The following is a 16,355-nucleotide window of genomic DNA, read 5'->3' as shown; positions in this document are numbered from 1 at the left end:
GCGTCGCCCTCCACGAGAGGAGCCGCCGCTACGAGGCGGCCTCGGACGGGGTCCACCGGCACCGGGTCGTCTGCCGGGGATGCGGCCGGATCGAATCGTTCCAGCCGAAACGGTGCGACCTGACCGGGCTGGAGGAGGCGATCCGCAAGGGGCTCGGGTTTTCCGTGACGGACCATTCCCTCGAATTCTTCGGCTCCTGCCCGGACTGCGAAAACGGAGGGAAGGTGCGATGAGGAGGGCGTCGGCGCTGCTGGGGCTGCTCCTGCTGGCTGTTCCCCACGCAACCGCCGCGAAGGAGCCGGAACTGCGGGTGCTGACCTCGTTCCTGCCGATCTACCTGTTCGCCCAAAACGTCGCGGGGGACGCCCCGGGGATCTCGGTGGAGATGATGCTCCCCGCGGCCCTCGGATGCCCGCACGACTACGCCCTCACCCCCGGGGACATGCGCAAGATCGCCGCCGCGGACCTGTTCCTCGCGAACGGTCTCGGCATGGAGCATTTTCTGGGCGCCCCCGTCCGGAGGGCGAACCCGGGAATCCGGGTCGTGGAGACCGCCGCCGCGGTGACTCCGCTGCGGGAATCGGGCGGCCATCGCGACCGCCCGGACCCCGCGCACGGGGACGTGAACCCGCACACCTGGGTCAGCCCGCGGAACGCGATCCTCCAGGTCCGCGCCGTCGAGAAGGCCCTCGCGGAGGCGTCTCCCGGGAACGCCCCGGTCTTCCGCCGGAACGCGGAGGCCTACGTCGCAAGACTCGACGCGCTGGTGCGGGAGTTCGACGCGGCCGCGGGAGTCTTCCGGAACCGGAACATCATCGTATTCCACAACGTGTTCGACTACCTCGCCCGGGATCTCGGCCTTACGGTCGTCGGGCATATCGAGAAATCGCCGGGGCAGGGGCCTTCCGCGGGGGAGATCCAGGCGCTCGTCCGCCGGATCCGGGAGACCCGTGCGGCCGCGGTCTTCGCGGAGCCCCAGTATTCCTCCCGCCTCGCCGAAGCGGTCGCGCGGGAGGCGGGAATCCCGGTCCGCATGCTGGACCCGGTGGCGACCGGCTCCCTCTCCCTCACCGGCTACGAGGACGCGATGCGGTCCAACCTGGCGGTCCTTACGGAGGTCCTCTCGGGCCGATGAGCGGAGCAGTCCCCCATCACACGCTCGAGATCCGCAACCTCTCCGTGCAGGCGGGAGGAACGGAGATCCTCTCCGGGGTCGACGCCGACATCCGGTGCGGGGAGATCACCGCCCTGGTCGGGCCGAACGGTGCGGGGAAGACCACCCTGCTGCTCGCCATCCTGGGCCTGGTTCCCTACACCGGGGAGATCCGCTTCTGCCATGCGGAGGAGCACGGCCGGGGGACCCCCCGGATCGGCTACGTCCCCCAGCGGCTGGACTTCGACCGGAACACCCCGATGACGGTGCTCGACTTCTTCGCCATCACCTCGCAGGGGTATCCGGTGATCCTCGGGCACTCGAAATCGTCTCGCGCGGCGGCGCAGGAAAGCCTCTCCCGGGGGGGGGCGGCCCACCTGGTCTCCCGCCAGCTCGGAAAGCTCTCCGGCGGGGAGCTGCAGCGGGTCCTGCTCGCCCTTGCGCTTCGGGACGATCCCGACATCCTGCTGCTGGACGAGCCGGTCTCCGGGGTCGACATCGCGGGGGAGGAGCTGTTCTGCGAGTTCCTCGCGCAGATCCACCGGGAGTCCCGGTTCGGCCTGCTCCTGGTCAGCCACGACCTGTCGGTCGTCACGTCGCACGCCGACCGGGTGATCTGCCTGAACCGGTCGGTGGTCTGCCAGGGGGCCACCACGGAGACGCTCACCCCCGAAAACCTCGCCAGGATGTACGGAAGCGGGGCGCGCCTCTTCAGCCACGGGCATGCCGAGGGGCACGGCCACCTGCACGCCGGGGAGCGGAACGCGGGGGCGGGCGGGAAGGAGAGCTGACGATGGAAGCCCTGTTCGCCCCCGTCTTCGCCGTCATGGACCGGCTCCTCCCCTTCTCCTTCCTCGAGCCGGCTTTCATGAAGCGGGCGGTCCTGGCCATGCTCTTCGTGGCGCCCGCCGCGGCCGGGGTGGGAGTCCCCCTCGTGCACTACCGGATGGCCTTCTTCTCCGACGCGATCGGCCATTCGGCGTTCACGGGGGTGGCGCTGGGAGTCCTGCTCGGGATCGACCCGCTGCTGACCATGATCGCCTTCGGACTGTTCATCGCGTGGGCGATCACGGTGGTCCGGGGGAAGACCGAGCTCTCCCCGGACACGGTGATCGGGGTCTTCTTCTCGGCGGTGATCGCGTTGGGAATCGCGGTCATCTCCTACCGGAAGGGGCTCACGCGGAACCTCCAGGCCTACCTCTACGGGGATCTGCTCGCGGTCACGGAGGCGGAGCTGGCCTGGATGGGAGCAATCTTTCTAGGGGTCGGCGCCTACCTCTACCTCGCGTTCAACCGGCTCATGCTTCTGGGGATCCACGAGGGGTTCGCCCGTTCGAAGGGGGTCCCGGTCCGCTTCCTCGAGATCTCCTTCGCCCTCGTGGTCGCGCTGGTCGTCACGACGGCGATCCGCGCGGTGGGGATCCTCCTGGTCACCGCGCTGCTGGTCGTGCCGGCGGCGGCGGCGCGCAACGTCGCGCGGGGGACGGCGGCGGCCTTCTGGCTCGCCGTCGCGATCTCCCTGATCTCCGGGATTTCCGGAATCGCCGCATCCTACTACCTGGACACCGCAACCGGGGCCACGGTCGTCCTGTGCGCCTCGGGGCTTTTCGCGCTGACGGCGATCCTGCGGGGGAGCGTTCGGAGGGGCGCCGCCTGAAAACGGCCCGGTTGCGGGCGTCCCCGGGAACCGGACGCGCCGAGGCGATCGGGAAAAAAGAGCGGGGGGGAATCCTCCCCCCCCCCGCGGGGTTCAGGCGGAATGTACTGCGCACACACCCGGTGGGACCGGGAGGTCGGCAGGGATCATTCGGTCGGCTTGGTGTACTTCTCCCGCTCCCGCTCCATCGCCTCGCGGCCCGCGTCGTACGCGGCCCGGATGATCGACTTCTCCTCATCCATGAAGGATTCCACCCTCTTGCGGACGTCCGCCCCCAGCCCCTCGGTTTTCTTCCTGATATCCTCCGTGATGTCGCCGATCTTGGCCCGGGCTTCCTTCCCCGCGACGGGCGCGTAGAGAAGCGCAAGCCCCGCCCCGATCAACCCCCCTGCGAGAAACGCCACGAAGACGCCTCCTCCACTGCGGTTTCCGTTACCCATGATGCTCCTCCTTTCGAAAGACACGGTTTACGATATGGGAGATGGCGGCCCTGGCCCCCGCCATGCCGCCCGCCAGGTTCCCCAGGACCGGGACGACCGCGAACTGCAGGACGGAGGTCGCCGCGTCCAGCGTCGACCGGAACCCCTTCACCCCCTCCGTCATGTGCTGCACGTTCGCCGCGCTCGCCTCGAGGCGGGAGACGAACTTCCGGACCTCGGTGTTCGTTTCGCGGATATCCTCCGCCAGCGCCTCGAACTCCTTCAGCGTCCGTTCGACCTGCACCGACAGATTCTCCAAGGTTTTCAGGAGTCTCCAGATCGTCACCGCCGCCACCGCCGCCAGGGCGACGGCCGCGACGGAAAGCGCCGTCAGCAACACCAGCTGTCCGCTCATCCGGAACCTCCCGTTTGATAAGATATTGCGGCGTGTCCCACGGTTTCGTGCGTGATACGTACAAAATACAGGAAACTCCCGGCCTGCGCAACCGGGGCCTCGGTACGGTAGAATGAAGCGGCGGGAACCATCGGATCCGCACCATTGTCCAAGAGGTTGGAAGCGGGGAATCGTCGTGGACCGTTCCGGGGCAAGCACCAAACCGGTCGATCTCCTGGTGGAAGCCGTCCGCCAGGGGAAGCCCGGGGCGTTCGACGCGATCGTCCTGGCGCACCAGGACCGGGTCTATGCCTTCTGCACGCGGATGCTCTCGGACCGGGAGGAGGCGCTGGACGCCGCCCAGGAGGTGTTCCTCTCCGCCTACCGGAACCTGGGGGGATTCCGGGGGGAGGCGGCCCTCTCCACCTGGCTGCTGCGGATCGCCGCGAACCAGTGCCTGAACCGGATCCGGAGGCGGAAGGCCCAGACGGCCAGGGAGACGAGGTTCCCGGAGCCGGAAGACCCTCGGGACCCCCCGTTCCAGCCGCCCGGCAGGGAGGCGGACCGGCCGGACCGGATCGCCGAGAACCGGGAGACCGGGAAAATCCTGGAGGCGGCTCTGGGACACCTGGAGGAGGATTCGCGGATGCTCGTGCTGCTGTCGGACGTCGAGGAGCTGTCCTACGAGGAGATCTCCGACGCGGTGGGAATCCCGCTGGGTACGGTGAAATCGAAGCTGCACCGGGCGCGGATGGCGCTACGGAAACTGCTGGCGCCGGTGGTGTAAAGGATGCGCGCGATGGATTGCGACAAGGTACAGGAGCTGCTGACGGAGCATCTGGACGGCAGCCTGGGTGACGGGGAAGGAAGGGGGGTGGAGCTCCACCTGCGGGAGTGCCCCCGGTGCGCCGCCGAGGAGAAGGCCCTGAAGGAGACGCTGTCGCTTCTGCGGAGCCTCCCGCCGGAAAAGGCCCCCCCCGAGCTGCTGGAAGGGGTCCGGCAGAAGCTCGCCTTGGAGTCGCCGAAGCCGGCGGCCGGAAAGGGGCTCTTCGCCTCCCCCCGCATCCGGATCCCGATCGAGGCGGCCGCGGTAGTCCTTCTCTTTCTGCTCGTGTACGGAATCCAGAGGCAGTTCCCGGCGGCGGACCGTCCGGCCGCGCCCCCCCCGCGCGTGGAGTCCTCGAAGGCGCCCGCGGGCGAAGCGATCCTCCCCGCGGATCCCGCGGAGAGGAACCCGGCGGAACGGGAGGCCCCCGGGCGCCTGGCGTCGGCCCGGAACCCGGCACCCGGAAAGGACCGGATCGATGGAACCCGGGCGGCGGCGGAGCGGCCGGAAGAGGCCGCTGCCCCGAAGGCCCGGGCCGCCGGGCCGGAATCGCCGCGGATCGGCGAGGATCGCACGGAACCGTCCGGTGCATCCGGGTACCGGGCAGCGGAGCGGATGGACGCGAAGGAAGGCGCGGGAACATCGTCCCCGGTTGCAAGCGCCCCCCTGCCCGCCGTGCCGGCGACGCGGGTGAGCACCGGGGCGGAATCGGTCGTTCCCCGGGGTCGTGAAGAGGAGCGCGCAGAAGCGCCGGCTCCCTTCCGGGTCTTCGCCGCGCCACCCTCGCGGCTGGTGCGCCCCATGTCCTACGGCCGGGAGGTGATTCTGGAGGTTGCCGCCGAACAGCGTCCGGGTCTCGAGGAACGGATCGTCCGCGTGGTCGAAGGGTTCTCTGGATCGATCCTTCGGGAATGGCATTTCCTCGGTACGCCTCCCGGCGAGGCGGGCGGCGCCCCGGTCCTGGAGGGCCCGATGCGGATCCAAATCCCGGCCGGGTCTGCGGAGGCCTTCCTGACCGAATTGCGGAAACTGGGGACGATTCCTCCCGAGGGGATGCCGGCGAGCATCAACCTTCACGCGGGGCCGACGCAGGACATCGCAGCCTACACGGTACGGATCCGGGTCCGGTAGACGTTCCCCTCACCCTTCCGCGTCGCTTCGTCCGAACAGCGTCCTGTATTTCCGGCAACGGTCGAACTTGAGGTAGGGGATCACCTGCCGGGTCGCTTCCTCGCTCATCGGGAGAAACTTCCCCCGGGCCCGGACGCAGACCTTCCCGCCGCGGAGGATCTCGCCGGCGCTGTAGGCCACCCTCCCGGCATCCTCCTCGAGCCGGCTCACGATCTCGATCTCCTCCCCTACGGCGACCGGCGCCAGGTACTTCAGCGTCAGCTCGCCGGTCACGTACATCGGATGCTTCCGGCCGAACACGGTGGCCGCCCATCCCATCGACTCGTCCAGAAGGGCCGCGAGGATCCCCCCGTGCGCCACGTCCCGGTAGCCGTTGTGGCGGCCGGGAAGGACGACCCGGGTCCGCACCGCCTCTCCCTCCACGTAGAACCGGGTGCGCACGCCGCATTCGTTCTCGTCCCCGCAGACGAAGCAGCGGGTGGAATGGGGGAGGTACTCCCGGTCCGCGTCGCTCATTCGGCGCCTCCACGACGGTCTCCCTCCCTGCGGCATCCCTGCCAGCTTCCCCGCCTCCGCAGTTCCGCGGCGACATCCTGCGCCATCTCCCGGCTTCCCTTCTCCCAGCGGGGGGCGAGCAGGAGCTCCGGCGGGGCGGCCCCCATCAGCCGGAGCACCGCCACCTCGGAGGAGAGGCGCTCGAGGAACTCGACGCAGGCCGACAGGTACTCGCCATACTCCGGGACCTGGAGCCCCCCGTTGCGCCAGCGCTTCTCGTACCCGCTTCCCTCCACCACGTGGAAATGGTGCAGCTTCACTCCCTGGACATCCAGCTCCGCGAGGAGATCCGCCGCCGCCAGGAAGTTCTCCCGCGTGTCCCCGGGAAGGCCGTAGATCAGGTGAACCCCCGCGTCGAGGCCCCTCCCCCGGACCGCCCGGACCGCTTCCCGGAACTCGGCGACCGTGTGTCCCCGGCCGATCCCGGCCAGCACCTCGTCGGAGATCGACTGCAGCCCGATCTCCACCGAAACGTACCGCTCCCTCGCGATCTCCTCGAGCACGTCGAGGACCCCGGGCCCGAGGCAGTCGGGACGGGTGCCGACGATGATCCCGGCGACGTCGGGATGGGAGAAGGCCGCCCGGTAGCGCCGGTCGAGCTCCTCCGGGGAGGCATAGCTGTTGCTGTACCGCTGGAAATAGACGAGCAGGCGGCGGGCGGCTCGATGCCGTCCCGGGGAGGCGATCGTGCGCAGGACCTGCTCCTCCACCGGCAGCCCGGGAAAGAGGATCCCGCCGGTGAAGGAGTCGTTGTTGCAGTAGAGGCACCCCCCGGTCCCCCGGGTGCCGTCCCGGTTCGGGCAGGTAAATCCTCCGTCCACGCTGATCCGCACGGCCGTTTCGCCGAGCCGTCGCCGCAGGTAGGTGGCGTAGTTGTGGAACCTAAGATCCGGGTGCAGGGGAGGAAGCACTCGGCCTACCCCCTCACCCGCCGACGCGGGACATCGACTCGGGGAGGACCGGGGAGGCCCCCGGCACGCAGTAGCCGTGCCCCTCGGGCTTTTCCGTGACCGCCTTCCGGTACAGGTCGGCCACCGCCTCGTCCCCGTTCCCCTCCCGCAGGACCTTCCGGAGATCGAGCGTTTCCCGGCGGAAGAGGCAGCTGCGCAGGCGCCCGTCCGCGGTCACGCGGAGCCGGTTGCATTCGATGCAGAAGCTGCGGGAGATCGGCGAGATGATCCCGAGCCTCCCGGCGAAGCCGTCCGCCTCGTAGGAGACGGAGGGGGAATCGCCTCCAGCGCTCCGCTTTCGGACCCCCGGGAGCGACAGGATCCGCTCGCGGATCGCCTCCGCGGAGACATACCCGCCGGAGGGAAGACACCCGATCGGCATCCGCTCGATGAAGCGGACCTCGACCGGCGCCTCCCTCGCCATCGCGAAGAAATCCTCCATCTCCCCGGGGAGCAGCCCGTGCAGCAGCACGACGTTGATCTTGACGGGGGAAAGGCCCGCGGCAAGGGCCGCGTCGATCCCGGCGAGGACTTCCGGGAGATGGTCGCGCCGGGTGATCTCCCGGTACCGGTCCCTGCGGATCGTGTCCAGGCTGACGTTGACCCGGGAGAGGCCGGCCCCGCGCAGCGCTCCCGCGAGATCCCGAAGGCCGATCCCGTTCGTCGTCATGCAGAGGTCGGCAACCCCGCGCAGCTCCGAAATGCGGCGGATGAAGCCGACGACCCCGCGCCGGATCAGCGGCTCCCCTCCGGTGATCCGGACCTTCCCCACCCCGAGCGACAACGCCACCTGGACGGTCCGGATCAGCTCGTCGTAAGAGAGGATCTCGGCGGACGGCTTCAGGGAGATCCCCGAGGGGGGCATGCAGTAGACGCACCGGAGGTTGCATCGGTCGGTGATGGAGAGCCGGAGGTAATCGACCCGTCGGCCGAAGGAATCGAGCAACATCGTTTTATTGTACCAAAGCAGGAGGCGACGGGAAACGACCGGAAAGCTCCTTCCGGTGCTCCCGGATCTCCGTGAGCACCGCGTCGGGACACTCCGGCCGTCCCGCGGCGGGAGTTTCCCCGCCGGAACCGGCATTGCCCCGGATCGCGAGGCATCGGCGCTCCGCCTCCGCGAAGACCTCTTCGGCGCCCGGACGATGAAGCTTCATCCGCAGGACTCCCATCGTGTCGAGCAGCGGGGGGGTGCGGTGTTCCTCCGCCGCCAGGACCGCTTCCATCCGCGCCGCCGCGTCCTCCAGCCCCGTTCCCGACAGGATCGCCGCCCAGGCGAGGTTGTTCGACGCCCCGGGGTGACCGGGATGCAGCGAAAGCGCCTTCCGGTATTCCTCTCCCGCTTCGCGGTACTCCTTCCGCTCCATCCGGACGTTGCCCAGGTTGATCCGGGCCTGGACAAGTTTTTTGTCCTTGCGCAAGGCCCGCTCGTACTCCCGCGCGGCCAGGTCGAGCTCCCCCTTCCGCTCGTAGACCACGCCGAGATCGAGGTGCTCCTCCGCCGAGAGGGGATCCGAGAGCACGATGATCCGGGGAACCCGGCCGCAGCCCGTGAAAATCAGCGCCGCGAGAACCCACCCCAGGAAAAAGAGCGGGGCGGGGCGGATGGGGAAAGGGGATCCTCCGATTCGCCGGATGGGGATGCGCGGGACCGCGATCCCGGGGATTTCGATCACCGGGCCGTCCCTCTCACGACAAGCGCCAGCCGACCCATCCTCTCCCATTGGCGGTCCAGCTCGGCGAACGGGATGATCTTGCCGCTCTCGCTCCCGGAATGGGCCACCACCCCCTCCTCCGTGAATCCGTAGGCAACGAGGTAATGGGGGCGGCTGAACAGCCATCTCCCCAGATCGACGAGGAGGATCGGGGGAACCCCGGATCCGATCGCCTCCCGGAGGCCGGGCAGGTCGAGCGTCTCGATCTCCGCCGCCAATCCCCTCCTCCTGGCCGCCGCGGCGAGGTCGGTGATCAGCGTCCCCCGCAGCCCGCCCGTGCGGGTCTCCCGGACGATCTCGGCGGTCCGCGCATCCGCCCCGAAATACCGCAGGACCATCGCGAGGGAGGAGGGGCCGCAGCTGTCCTCCTCCTGGGGGAGGAACGGCACGCCGCGCAGGATGTGCGCCCGGGAGTTCGGAGGGAGCGTTTTCCCGGCCGGGGGAACGGCCCCCACGCATCCCCGGAAAAGGAAAAGGGCGCCGCCCACCAGCAGGACGGCGCCCGTGAACCGCCTCCCCATCGTCAGCGGACGACGATCTCCTTGTTCAGGAGCTTCATGATGACGATGATCAGGATGATGAGGATCGCGACGCCGATCAGGATGCCGACCCCGCTGTCGGCCCCCTCCGCGGCCCGGTCGGCGAGCGACGCCAGCCGGTGGAGGTCGCGATCGCTCATCGTGCGGATCTTGGCCATCGCCTCGTCGGGGGAAACCCCGTAGTCCACCAGCTTCTGGAGGACGACCTTCTGCTCCAGAAGCGCCTGAACCCTGGCGAGGTCGGCGGTCCGGACGGCCGTCCCGCTCCCTCCGTGGGAGACGATCAGACCCGCCACCGCCTCGCTCCGGATCGACCCCAGGACCCCCATGATCCCCGCCATGACCAGGGCCAGCGTGAAGAACCAACCTGCCCTTCGAATCGAACCCATCGCCCGACCTCCTTACCGGATTTCGAAACCGCCGCGAATTCCCGATTTCCAGTATCTTCCCAGAAAACGGGCATCGTGGCAAGACGGGATCAGCGGTACTTCGAGAGCAGCGTCTCCAGTTCCGCCAGCGCCTTCTCCATCTCCGCCCGGCAGGTGGCCTGGTCCTGGAGGCAGAGGCGGTCGGCATGCTCCAGCACTCCCGCCCATCGTTTCCGGTCCTCCCGCAGGACCGCGACGAATGCGTTGAACTCCGCGGCGAGCGGATGGATCTGGTCCCCCTGGCGGAAGAAGACCGGCCTCACGGGATCCCCGGAAACGTACCCCTCCAGCGCCCGCTCCATCCGGTAGATCGGCCCGGCGATCTTGTGCAGGGCGTAAATGCATAGAATCGCGACGGCCCCGCAGACGAGCAGGACGAACGCCAGCACGGAGATCGCGATGATGGGAAAGAGAAACTCGGCGAAGTGCCGCAGGGCGTGGAAGACGCTCGAGTAGTCCCCGGAGAGGCGCCTCGAGAACACCGTGAAGAGGATCAGGAAGAGGAACGCGGTCCCCAGCGCGAACAGGAGGGAGAGTCGCAGGAGAAAGCCCGCCATGTATCGACGTTCGAAGAACACGGGGGGCTGAAGGACCGGTTTGGGGGTCATGGAACGATCCTCCCGATCGCGACCTTGAGCCGGACCCACCGGAGCTGGAACTCCTCCGGGGAGAACGGTCCCTTCCGAAGAACCCCGACCTCCTCCCGGATCTCCCCGATCTGCCCGAGCGTGTGGCTGCGGACCGCGTCGAGCTGGGTCCCGAAGATCGTCACCTCCCGGAGGCCGGGGGCGTTCGCCGGCGAGGAGAGGTCCCCCTTCCCCGACATGCGGAGCACCTCCGTCAGGCGGGCCATGCCGTCGCGGATCCGCAGCACGAGGAGTACGAAGGCCGCGACGGCGGCGGCGGTCACCGCCGCGAACAGCACGGCAAGCTGGCGGACCATCTGCCTGCTGACGATCTCGTACGGGGTCCCGACCCGGAAGTGCCCCTGGAGCGAGGCGTCCCAGAGAGCTTCCCGGGATCCCCGGTAGAGAACCCAGGCGAACAGGGCGCCTCCCAGAAGGACCACCGCGGAAAAGACGAGCGCGGTCCCGACCTGGAGCCTCGGGTTGACGAGGACCGTCCTGCGCCGGTTCTGGTAAGGAAGGGGGCTCATAGGTAGGAATGGCACCCGTCGCAGAGCACGGCAAACCCTTTCTCCGGGTCCGACCGCCTCAGATAGAATGTTCGATACTTCGGCGTTCCCCCGGGTGCGGAAACCGACCTTTCCGGCTTCTGGGCGGGAAAGGCCCTGACTGTGGACAGAAACTCGCCATGCCCCCTGTGGCAGGTCAGGCAGAGGATCCTTCCCCCGTCGTCGAGCCGGTACTCCTCAGGAACCTTCATCTTCCAGTGTTTATCCCCGGGGCGTGCGTTGCGCGGATGGCTGCGCCCCAGCTCCTCGACACGATGGCATCCGAGGCAGAAAGCGTCGGCCCCGGGGAGGAACCGGTCCGGGTCCGGCTTCCCGCCGTTCTGCAGGTGGCACTGCGCGCAGAATTCCGGTTTCCGGAAATGGGCATGCGGATTCTCCCCCGGACGGCTCTCCGTCCGGCCCGGAAACAGGAAACAGGGCAAGATCGCCGCCAGCAGGAACAAGACCCGAACCAGACGCCTGGAGAACCCGTTCGTCAAGAGGCCCTGCTCCTCTCCGAGGTTCGGCCCTCTTCCCTATCCATCTCATACCGCATTCCCGGATCGATTCCAATCCGCATTTCAGAGCACCCGGACCGGCATGACGAACATCGGGAACCCCTGGAAGACCAGCTTCTTCTGGGCGAGAAATGCGGTCTGATTGTGGAGTACCCGGGTGATGAACGTTTCCTCCTCGAAGACGAGCTGCCCGGCGAAGAACATGATGTTGGAGAAATCCTTGGCGGTCTCCTCCGCCAGATGGCCGACCACATCGATCACGTCGGTGCCGACCTCGGACCGCGCTTCCGCGTAGTACCCGTGCCCTTTCACGAACTCGACATACTTTAGAAGCTGCGCCTTCAGGTCCTCGCCGAGATGGACTACCTCCTCCACCCCCTTGAACTTGCTGGAGTCGATGACCCCCGCGGAGAGAAACACGAAGTTCCGGAAGACTCCGGGGAAGGAGCGGACCACCGAGAAGAAGACATGCATCCCCATGCCGTTGTACCCCGAGACCAGGATGACGGCGGTGGGGGCGTCCCGGCGGAGAGCCGGCTCCTGCTCCGCCGGCACCGTCACGGGGGGGAGCATCGTCAGCAGCTCGTCGAGCCTCTGAAGCTGCTCCTGGGCCTTCCGGTAGTGTCTCCGGATCAGGAAGGCGGCGACGACGAACGACCCGGTAATGATCAGGGTCACCCATCCTCCCTCCGGGAACTTCGTCCACACCGTCAGGCAGAGGATCGAGGCGGTCAGCAGGAAGCCGACCCCGTTCATCCAGAGGCCGAACTTCCAGCCCTCCGCCGTCTCACGGTTCTTCCACCAGTGGACGCACATCCCGAACTGGGAGAGGGTGAAGGTGATGAACACGTTGATCGAGTACATGACCACCAGGTACTTCACCGATCCCCCGGTGAGGTAGAGCATCAGGTAGGCCATCCCCCCCATGAAGTAGACGCCGTACTTGGTCACCAGCCGCTCCGAGAGGTGGGCGAACCGGTGGGGCATGTAGGAGTCGATCGCCATGTTCGAGAGGACCTGCGGCCCGCCGAGGAACCCGGTCTGGGCGGCCACGAAGAGGAGGGCGGCCTCCGACGCCATGACGAAGGCCACGGTCCACGCCCCCGTCGAGGGCCCCCACAGCCCCTCCAGGAGTTTCCCGAAGAGCACGGCGTTGAGGGTCTTCCCCTCCAACGGCCGGACGTCGTTCAGGACATACCCCAGGAGGATCCCCCCCGCGATGAAGGAGAGGGAGATCGCCATGTAGAGCATCGCCTTCTTTCCCGTGTGGACCCTCGGCTCCCGCAGCGTCGGCATCGAGTTGCTGATCGCCTCGATTCCGGTGTAGGTTCCCGCGCCCATGGTGTAGGCGCGCACCAGGATCGCCCCGATCCCGAGCCAGCCGATCTCCCGGATCCCCTCCGTCAGGTCGGTCGAAACGACGGAGGCCACGGCCGGGAGCTCGGTCACATGGTGCCCCACCGCGTAGAGCACGAGCGGGATGTGGCTCAGCATGAAGGCCATGAAGATGGGGGTCAGGATCGCCACCGACTCCTTGACCCCCCGGAGGTTCATCCAGATGAGGGTCAGGATCACCAGGGCGATGAGCCAGAACTTGTAGACCCCCCAGGAAAGGGGCAGGAAGCTGAAGACGGCGTCCGCTCCCGCGGCCACGGAGATGGTGATCGTCAGGACGTAGTCGATGACCAGGGCCGACCCCGAGACGACCCCCGCCTTCTGCCCGAGCAGCTTGGAGGCGACGTTGTATCCGCCTGCACCCGAGGGGAAGACCTCGATGATCTGGGCGTAGCTTCCCGAAACGATGAAGATCGTGAAGACCGTCGCGATCGCGACGAAGATCGCGAGAACCTTGTGGCTGCCGAGGGCGAGGAAGGCCTCCTCGGGGCCATAGCAGGAGGAGGAGATCCCGTCGGCGCCCAGTCCCACCCAGGCGAAGAAGGCGATCAGGGAGATCCGGTGGAAGAGCTTCGGATCGAACAGGTCCCGGGGGGCCCCCAGGAGGAATCGCTTGGCGCGCTGGAAAAAGGATGGATTTCCCATGCTTCCTTACCGTCTCTTCCCCGCAGACGAAAATTTCCTAATTATACGCGGGGGCGCACGCACGGGAAAAAAGAAACGGGGGCCGTTCGCGGCCCCCCGTCCGGAGGTTAGGTTGACGGACAACGCGCCTCCCTTTCCGGATCGTATCGGATCCGGCGGCGGCGAACTTTAGGAAAAAGCCCGGAAGGGTCAATAGAACATCTCCTCGTCGGCCCGGGACATCGGATAGTGAAGCACCACCAGGTTGTGGAGCCGTCCCTTCTGGTCGTTCACGAAGTTGCGATGGAAGGCCACCCGCTCGAACCCCATCTTCTCGAAGGCCCGGATCGCCGCCTGCTGCTCCTCGATCGCCTCCGCCACCAGGTACTGCAGCGCCGCCTTCTCCCCGAGGTGCCGCATCTCGCGGATCATCGCGGTCCCCAGCCCCCGGTGCCGGAAATCCTCGGCGATCTGGATCCGGATCGTCCCGATCCGCTGCTTCCACCCGCTCCGGTTCCGGTGCAGCGTGGCGTCCCCGACCACCCGGTCTCCCTCCAGGGCGAAGATGGGGAGGACATGGTCGTACTCCAGCTTTTCCGCCCACTCCTCGATCACTTCCCGCCGGCTCGCGTCGTTCCGGAGGTACATCTTGTCCTCCGGGGGGATCCGCCGGAAGAAGTCCCAGAGCCGGTCCACGTCCTCCGGGACCATCGGGCGCAGGACCAACTGTGCGCCGTCCCGCAGGGTGATCTCCCGGGGGTACCGATCGAGTGCGATCATATCCTCCCTCCTTCGGCCGTTCTGTCGCTCACCATTCTTCCTTGAAGGGGACCTCCGCCGCATCGTACCACTCCGCGAACGCCATTGGATCGTGCGGGGGCCGTCCCTCCTCGTGGAGCAGGTCGTCGATCACCCGGTGCGCGTAGGACAGGGCATGGTCCATGAACCGGAGCAGGTCCGGGGAATCCTCCCGCGGGTCCCCCGCCTGGAAGGCCTCGAGCGCCAGGGCGAGGTCCCGCCTGGCCGCGGGGAGATCGCGCTTCCCCAGGAACTGGCCGGTCGCGCTCAGGTGTCTCCCGATCTGGTGGTAGGCCCGCCGGATGTCGATGGAGGAGGCGTCCATCTTCCTCCAGCGCCCGAAGTAGAGCTGGTCGTGACCGGCCCGCAGCTCGGCGAAGGCAAGCCCTTCGTAGGGGCAGGCTACTTTCCCGCCGGACCGTTCCAGCGCCTTCCGGGCGTCGTAGGTCAGCTCCGCGCCGCAACCGGGACACCGCATCCGGGACAGGGGCATGGGAAAAGTATAGCGCAGGCCGGAAAGGACAACGTACAAAGAACCCGGCAAGGGATTTCCGCGAGGGGATCCGGGCCTTCCTCGACAAGCGGCCGCCCGCCTTCCGGGGGGAGTAGCGGCTCCCCTCCTTCCCGCTTGACCTCTCCATGCATGTATGCCAGCATACATACATGGGCGGGCCGCTGACCGAAAAGCAACGGAAGGTGCTCTCCTTCCTGCGGGAGTTCACCCGCTCCCGCTCCTTCGCCCCCACCGCGAGGGAAATAGCCGACCGCTTTGGGATCGCCGAGAAAAACGCCTTCTATTACATGGATTTGCTGGAAAAAAAAGGGTATATCCGCCGGCGCCGGAACTCCCCCCGCCGGATCGAGTTCCTCGGAGAGGCGGCGCTTTCGGCCCCCCGGCGCGTCCCGGTTCTGGGACAGGTTCCCGCCGGGCACCCTCGGGAGGCGATCGAACGGGCCGGGGAGGAGATCCTGCTCGACCCTTCGCTGGCCGGCGAGGGGGAGATCTTCTCGCTGCGGGTCACCGGGGACAGCATGGTGGGGGCCCACATCTGCGAGGGGGACTACGTCGTGGTGCGGGTGCAGGAGAGCGCCGCGGACGGGGAAATCGTGGTCGCCGTCGTCGACGGGGAAGCCACCGTCAAGCGGCTCCGCCGGAGGAACGGGACCACCCTGCTCGAGGCGGCCAACCCGGCCTACCCCCCCATCCCCCTCTCTTCGGTCGGGCCTTCCGTCCGCATCGCCGGGAAAGTCGTCGGCGTCTTCCGGAAGCTGTAGACGCGCAGGAGACCGCCTTGCCCGGCGACGCGCCTCATCCGGGTCTTTCGTCCCCTCCGGCCGCGGAGATCGACCGGGCCTCCGCCCTCTGCCTGCGCCCCCCGCCGGGGAGGTTCGCCGGCCTCTTCGGGGCCGGCGCCCACCGGCTGGCGCTGCGCGCCCTGGCCCTTCCGCTGCTCTCCGGGGAGCCGGCGGTGATCGTGGACGGCGGAAACCGGTTCGACCCGTACGAGATCGTCCGTGCGGAGCGCGCGCTGGGCGGAAGCGGACGGGAGGCGCTCTCCCACCTGCTCGTATCCCGCGCCTTCACCTGCCACCAGATGGAGGCGCTGCTCTCCCGCCGCCTCGATCCCGCGCTGGCGCGGTCCGGCGCGCGCCTCGCCGTCGTCCTCGGCCTGCCGGAGACCTTCGCGGACGCCGACGTCCCGTTCGCCGAGGCCTGCCGGGTCTTCCGGGGCTGCCTCGCCGCGCTGCGCCGGAGCGCACGGGGAGGAACGCGCGTCGTCCTGGCCGGAGGGGAGATCCCGGCGGACGGCGGACGGGCCGGCTTCCTGCGGCATCTCGTCCGGGCCGCCGACCCGTGCCTCCTCCTGCGCCGGGAGGAGGATCGGGCGGGGACACTCCTGCAACGAAAGACTCAAGCCCAGGAGATGTCCCCGATGGGAGATGTCCCCCGGAAAGGGGTACGGTAATGGGCCGCACGGTGCTCTCCTTCACCCAGGAGCTCTACCGCGAGGAGGAGTCGTGGAAGGGATTCCGGCGCGCCCTGCGCCGGGAGGACCGGGAGCTGTTCGACGAGCTGTT

20 protein-coding genes and 2 pseudogenes (1 of these 22 running past the window's edge) are annotated in these 16,355 nt (G+C 68.1%); 8 read left to right on the top strand and 14 right to left on the bottom strand.

Going from position 1 to position 16,355, the window contains the following annotated elements:
• The 4 genes and pseudogenes from A2X88_06235 to A2X88_06220 all read left to right on the top strand — a co-directional run.
• Positions 1-233 (top strand): annotated as a pseudogene (locus tag A2X88_06235) (hypothetical protein) (it extends 199 nt beyond the left edge of the window).
• A complete protein-coding gene (locus A2X88_06230; GenBank protein ID OGP33004.1) occupies positions 230-1,135 on the top strand; it encodes a hypothetical protein in 906 nt (301 codons plus the stop codon). The pseudogene A2X88_06235 and the gene A2X88_06230 overlap by 4 nt, the downstream one beginning before the upstream one ends.
• On the top strand, positions 1,132-1,944 hold the full coding sequence (locus tag A2X88_06225) for a hypothetical protein (protein ID OGP33003.1): 813 nt from the start codon (positions 1,132-1,134) through the stop codon (positions 1,942-1,944). Before A2X88_06230 ends, A2X88_06225 begins: the two co-directional genes overlap by 4 nt.
• A gap of 2 nt (positions 1,945-1,946) precedes the next feature.
• Positions 1,947-2,810 carry a hypothetical protein gene (locus A2X88_06220; GenBank protein ID OGP33002.1) on the top strand — a complete coding sequence of 288 codons (864 nt, stop codon included), beginning with the start codon at positions 1,947-1,949 and terminating at the stop codon, positions 2,808-2,810.
• Positions 2,811-2,956: 146 nt separating this feature from the next.
• Here A2X88_06220 and A2X88_06215 read toward each other — a convergent pair whose 3' ends face one another.
• Complete coding sequence (locus A2X88_06215; protein OGP33001.1) at positions 2,957-3,250, bottom strand: hypothetical protein; 294 nt, start codon at positions 3,248-3,250, stop codon at positions 2,957-2,959.
• A complete protein-coding gene (locus tag A2X88_06210) occupies positions 3,243-3,644 on the bottom strand; it encodes a hypothetical protein (protein OGP33000.1) in 402 nt (133 codons plus the stop codon). Before A2X88_06210 ends, A2X88_06215 begins: the two co-directional genes overlap by 8 nt.
• A gap of 134 nt (positions 3,645-3,778) precedes the next feature.
• On the opposite strand from A2X88_06210, the pseudogene A2X88_06205 reads away from it, so the two are divergent.
• Both A2X88_06205 and A2X88_06200 read left to right on the top strand, forming a co-directional pair.
• Positions 3,779-4,410, top strand: a pseudogene (locus tag A2X88_06205) (hypothetical protein).
• 12 nt (positions 4,411-4,422) lie between these two features.
• The gene (locus tag A2X88_06200) at positions 4,423-5,580 is read left to right on the top strand and encodes a hypothetical protein (protein OGP32999.1); all 1,158 of its coding nucleotides are present in this window, start codon (positions 4,423-4,425) and stop codon (positions 5,578-5,580) included.
• Positions 5,581-5,589: 9 nt separating this feature from the next.
• On the opposite strand, the gene A2X88_06195 is transcribed toward A2X88_06200, so the two are convergent.
• From A2X88_06195 to A2X88_06140, 12 genes are all read right to left on the bottom strand, one after another.
• Positions 5,590-6,096 (bottom strand): hypothetical protein, encoded by a 507-nt coding sequence (locus A2X88_06195; GenBank protein OGP32998.1) that lies wholly within the window; start codon positions 6,094-6,096, stop codon positions 5,590-5,592.
• On the bottom strand, positions 6,093-7,046 hold the full coding sequence (locus tag A2X88_06190) for a TIGR01212 family radical SAM protein (GenBank protein ID OGP32997.1): 954 nt from the start codon (positions 7,044-7,046) through the stop codon (positions 6,093-6,095). Before A2X88_06190 ends, A2X88_06195 begins: the two co-directional genes overlap by 4 nt.
• A gap of 13 nt (positions 7,047-7,059) precedes the next feature.
• Entirely contained in the window at positions 7,060-8,031 is a 972-nt protein-coding gene (locus A2X88_06185; GenBank protein OGP32996.1) for a cyclic pyranopterin phosphate synthase MoaA, read from the bottom strand.
• A 7-nt stretch (positions 8,032-8,038) separates the two neighbouring features.
• Entirely contained in the window at positions 8,039-8,761 is a 723-nt protein-coding gene (locus A2X88_06180; GenBank protein OGP32995.1) for a hypothetical protein, read from the bottom strand.
• Positions 8,758-9,321, bottom strand: coding sequence for a hypothetical protein (locus tag A2X88_06175; GenBank protein OGP32994.1), 564 nt, complete (start codon positions 9,319-9,321; stop codon positions 8,758-8,760). Before A2X88_06175 ends, A2X88_06180 begins: the two co-directional genes overlap by 4 nt.
• A 2-nt stretch (positions 9,322-9,323) precedes the next feature.
• A complete protein-coding gene (locus A2X88_06170; protein OGP32993.1) occupies positions 9,324-9,728 on the bottom strand; it encodes a hypothetical protein in 405 nt (134 codons plus the stop codon).
• An 89-nt stretch (positions 9,729-9,817) separates the two neighbouring features.
• Positions 9,818-10,375 (bottom strand): hypothetical protein, encoded by a 558-nt coding sequence (locus A2X88_06165; protein ID OGP32992.1) that lies wholly within the window; start codon positions 10,373-10,375, stop codon positions 9,818-9,820.
• A complete protein-coding gene (locus A2X88_06160) occupies positions 10,372-10,923 on the bottom strand; it encodes a hypothetical protein (protein ID OGP32991.1) in 552 nt (183 codons plus the stop codon). Before A2X88_06160 ends, A2X88_06165 begins: the two co-directional genes overlap by 4 nt.
• Entirely contained in the window at positions 10,920-11,441 is a 522-nt protein-coding gene (locus tag A2X88_06155; protein OGP32990.1) for a hypothetical protein, read from the bottom strand. Before A2X88_06155 ends, A2X88_06160 begins: the two co-directional genes overlap by 4 nt.
• 81 nt (positions 11,442-11,522) lie before the next feature.
• Positions 11,523-13,499 carry an amino acid transporter gene (locus tag A2X88_06150; protein ID OGP32989.1) on the bottom strand — a complete coding sequence of 659 codons (1,977 nt, stop codon included), beginning with the start codon at positions 13,497-13,499 and terminating at the stop codon, positions 11,523-11,525.
• A gap of 189 nt (positions 13,500-13,688) precedes the next feature.
• Positions 13,689-14,258, bottom strand: a complete 570-nt coding sequence (locus A2X88_06145; protein ID OGP32988.1) for a hypothetical protein — start codon at positions 14,256-14,258, stop codon at positions 13,689-13,691.
• 28 nt (positions 14,259-14,286) lie between these two features.
• Positions 14,287-14,808: a hypothetical protein gene (locus tag A2X88_06140; protein ID OGP32987.1), complete on the bottom strand. Its 522-nt coding sequence runs from the start codon at positions 14,806-14,808 to the stop codon at positions 14,287-14,289.
• A 131-nt stretch (positions 14,809-14,939) separates the two neighbouring features.
• Here A2X88_06140 and A2X88_06135 point away from each other — a divergent pair, with 131 nt between their 5' ends.
• Positions 14,940-15,551, top strand: a complete 612-nt coding sequence (locus A2X88_06135) for a repressor LexA (GenBank protein ID OGP33028.1) — start codon at positions 14,940-14,942, stop codon at positions 15,549-15,551.
• 17 nt (positions 15,552-15,568) lie between these two features.
• The gene (locus A2X88_06130; protein OGP32986.1) at positions 15,569-16,243 is read left to right on the top strand and encodes a hypothetical protein; all 675 of its coding nucleotides are present in this window, start codon (positions 15,569-15,571) and stop codon (positions 16,241-16,243) included.
• Positions 16,244-16,355 lie beyond the last annotated feature (112 nt).

Source organism: Deltaproteobacteria bacterium GWC2_65_14 (assembly GCA_001797615.1).
Classification (GTDB): Bacteria; Desulfobacterota; Deferrimicrobia; order Deferrimicrobiales; family Deferrimicrobiaceae; genus GWC2-65-14.
Note: the sequence above shows the minus strand (reverse complement) of the source record. Positions and strands in the feature narration are given on the sequence as shown.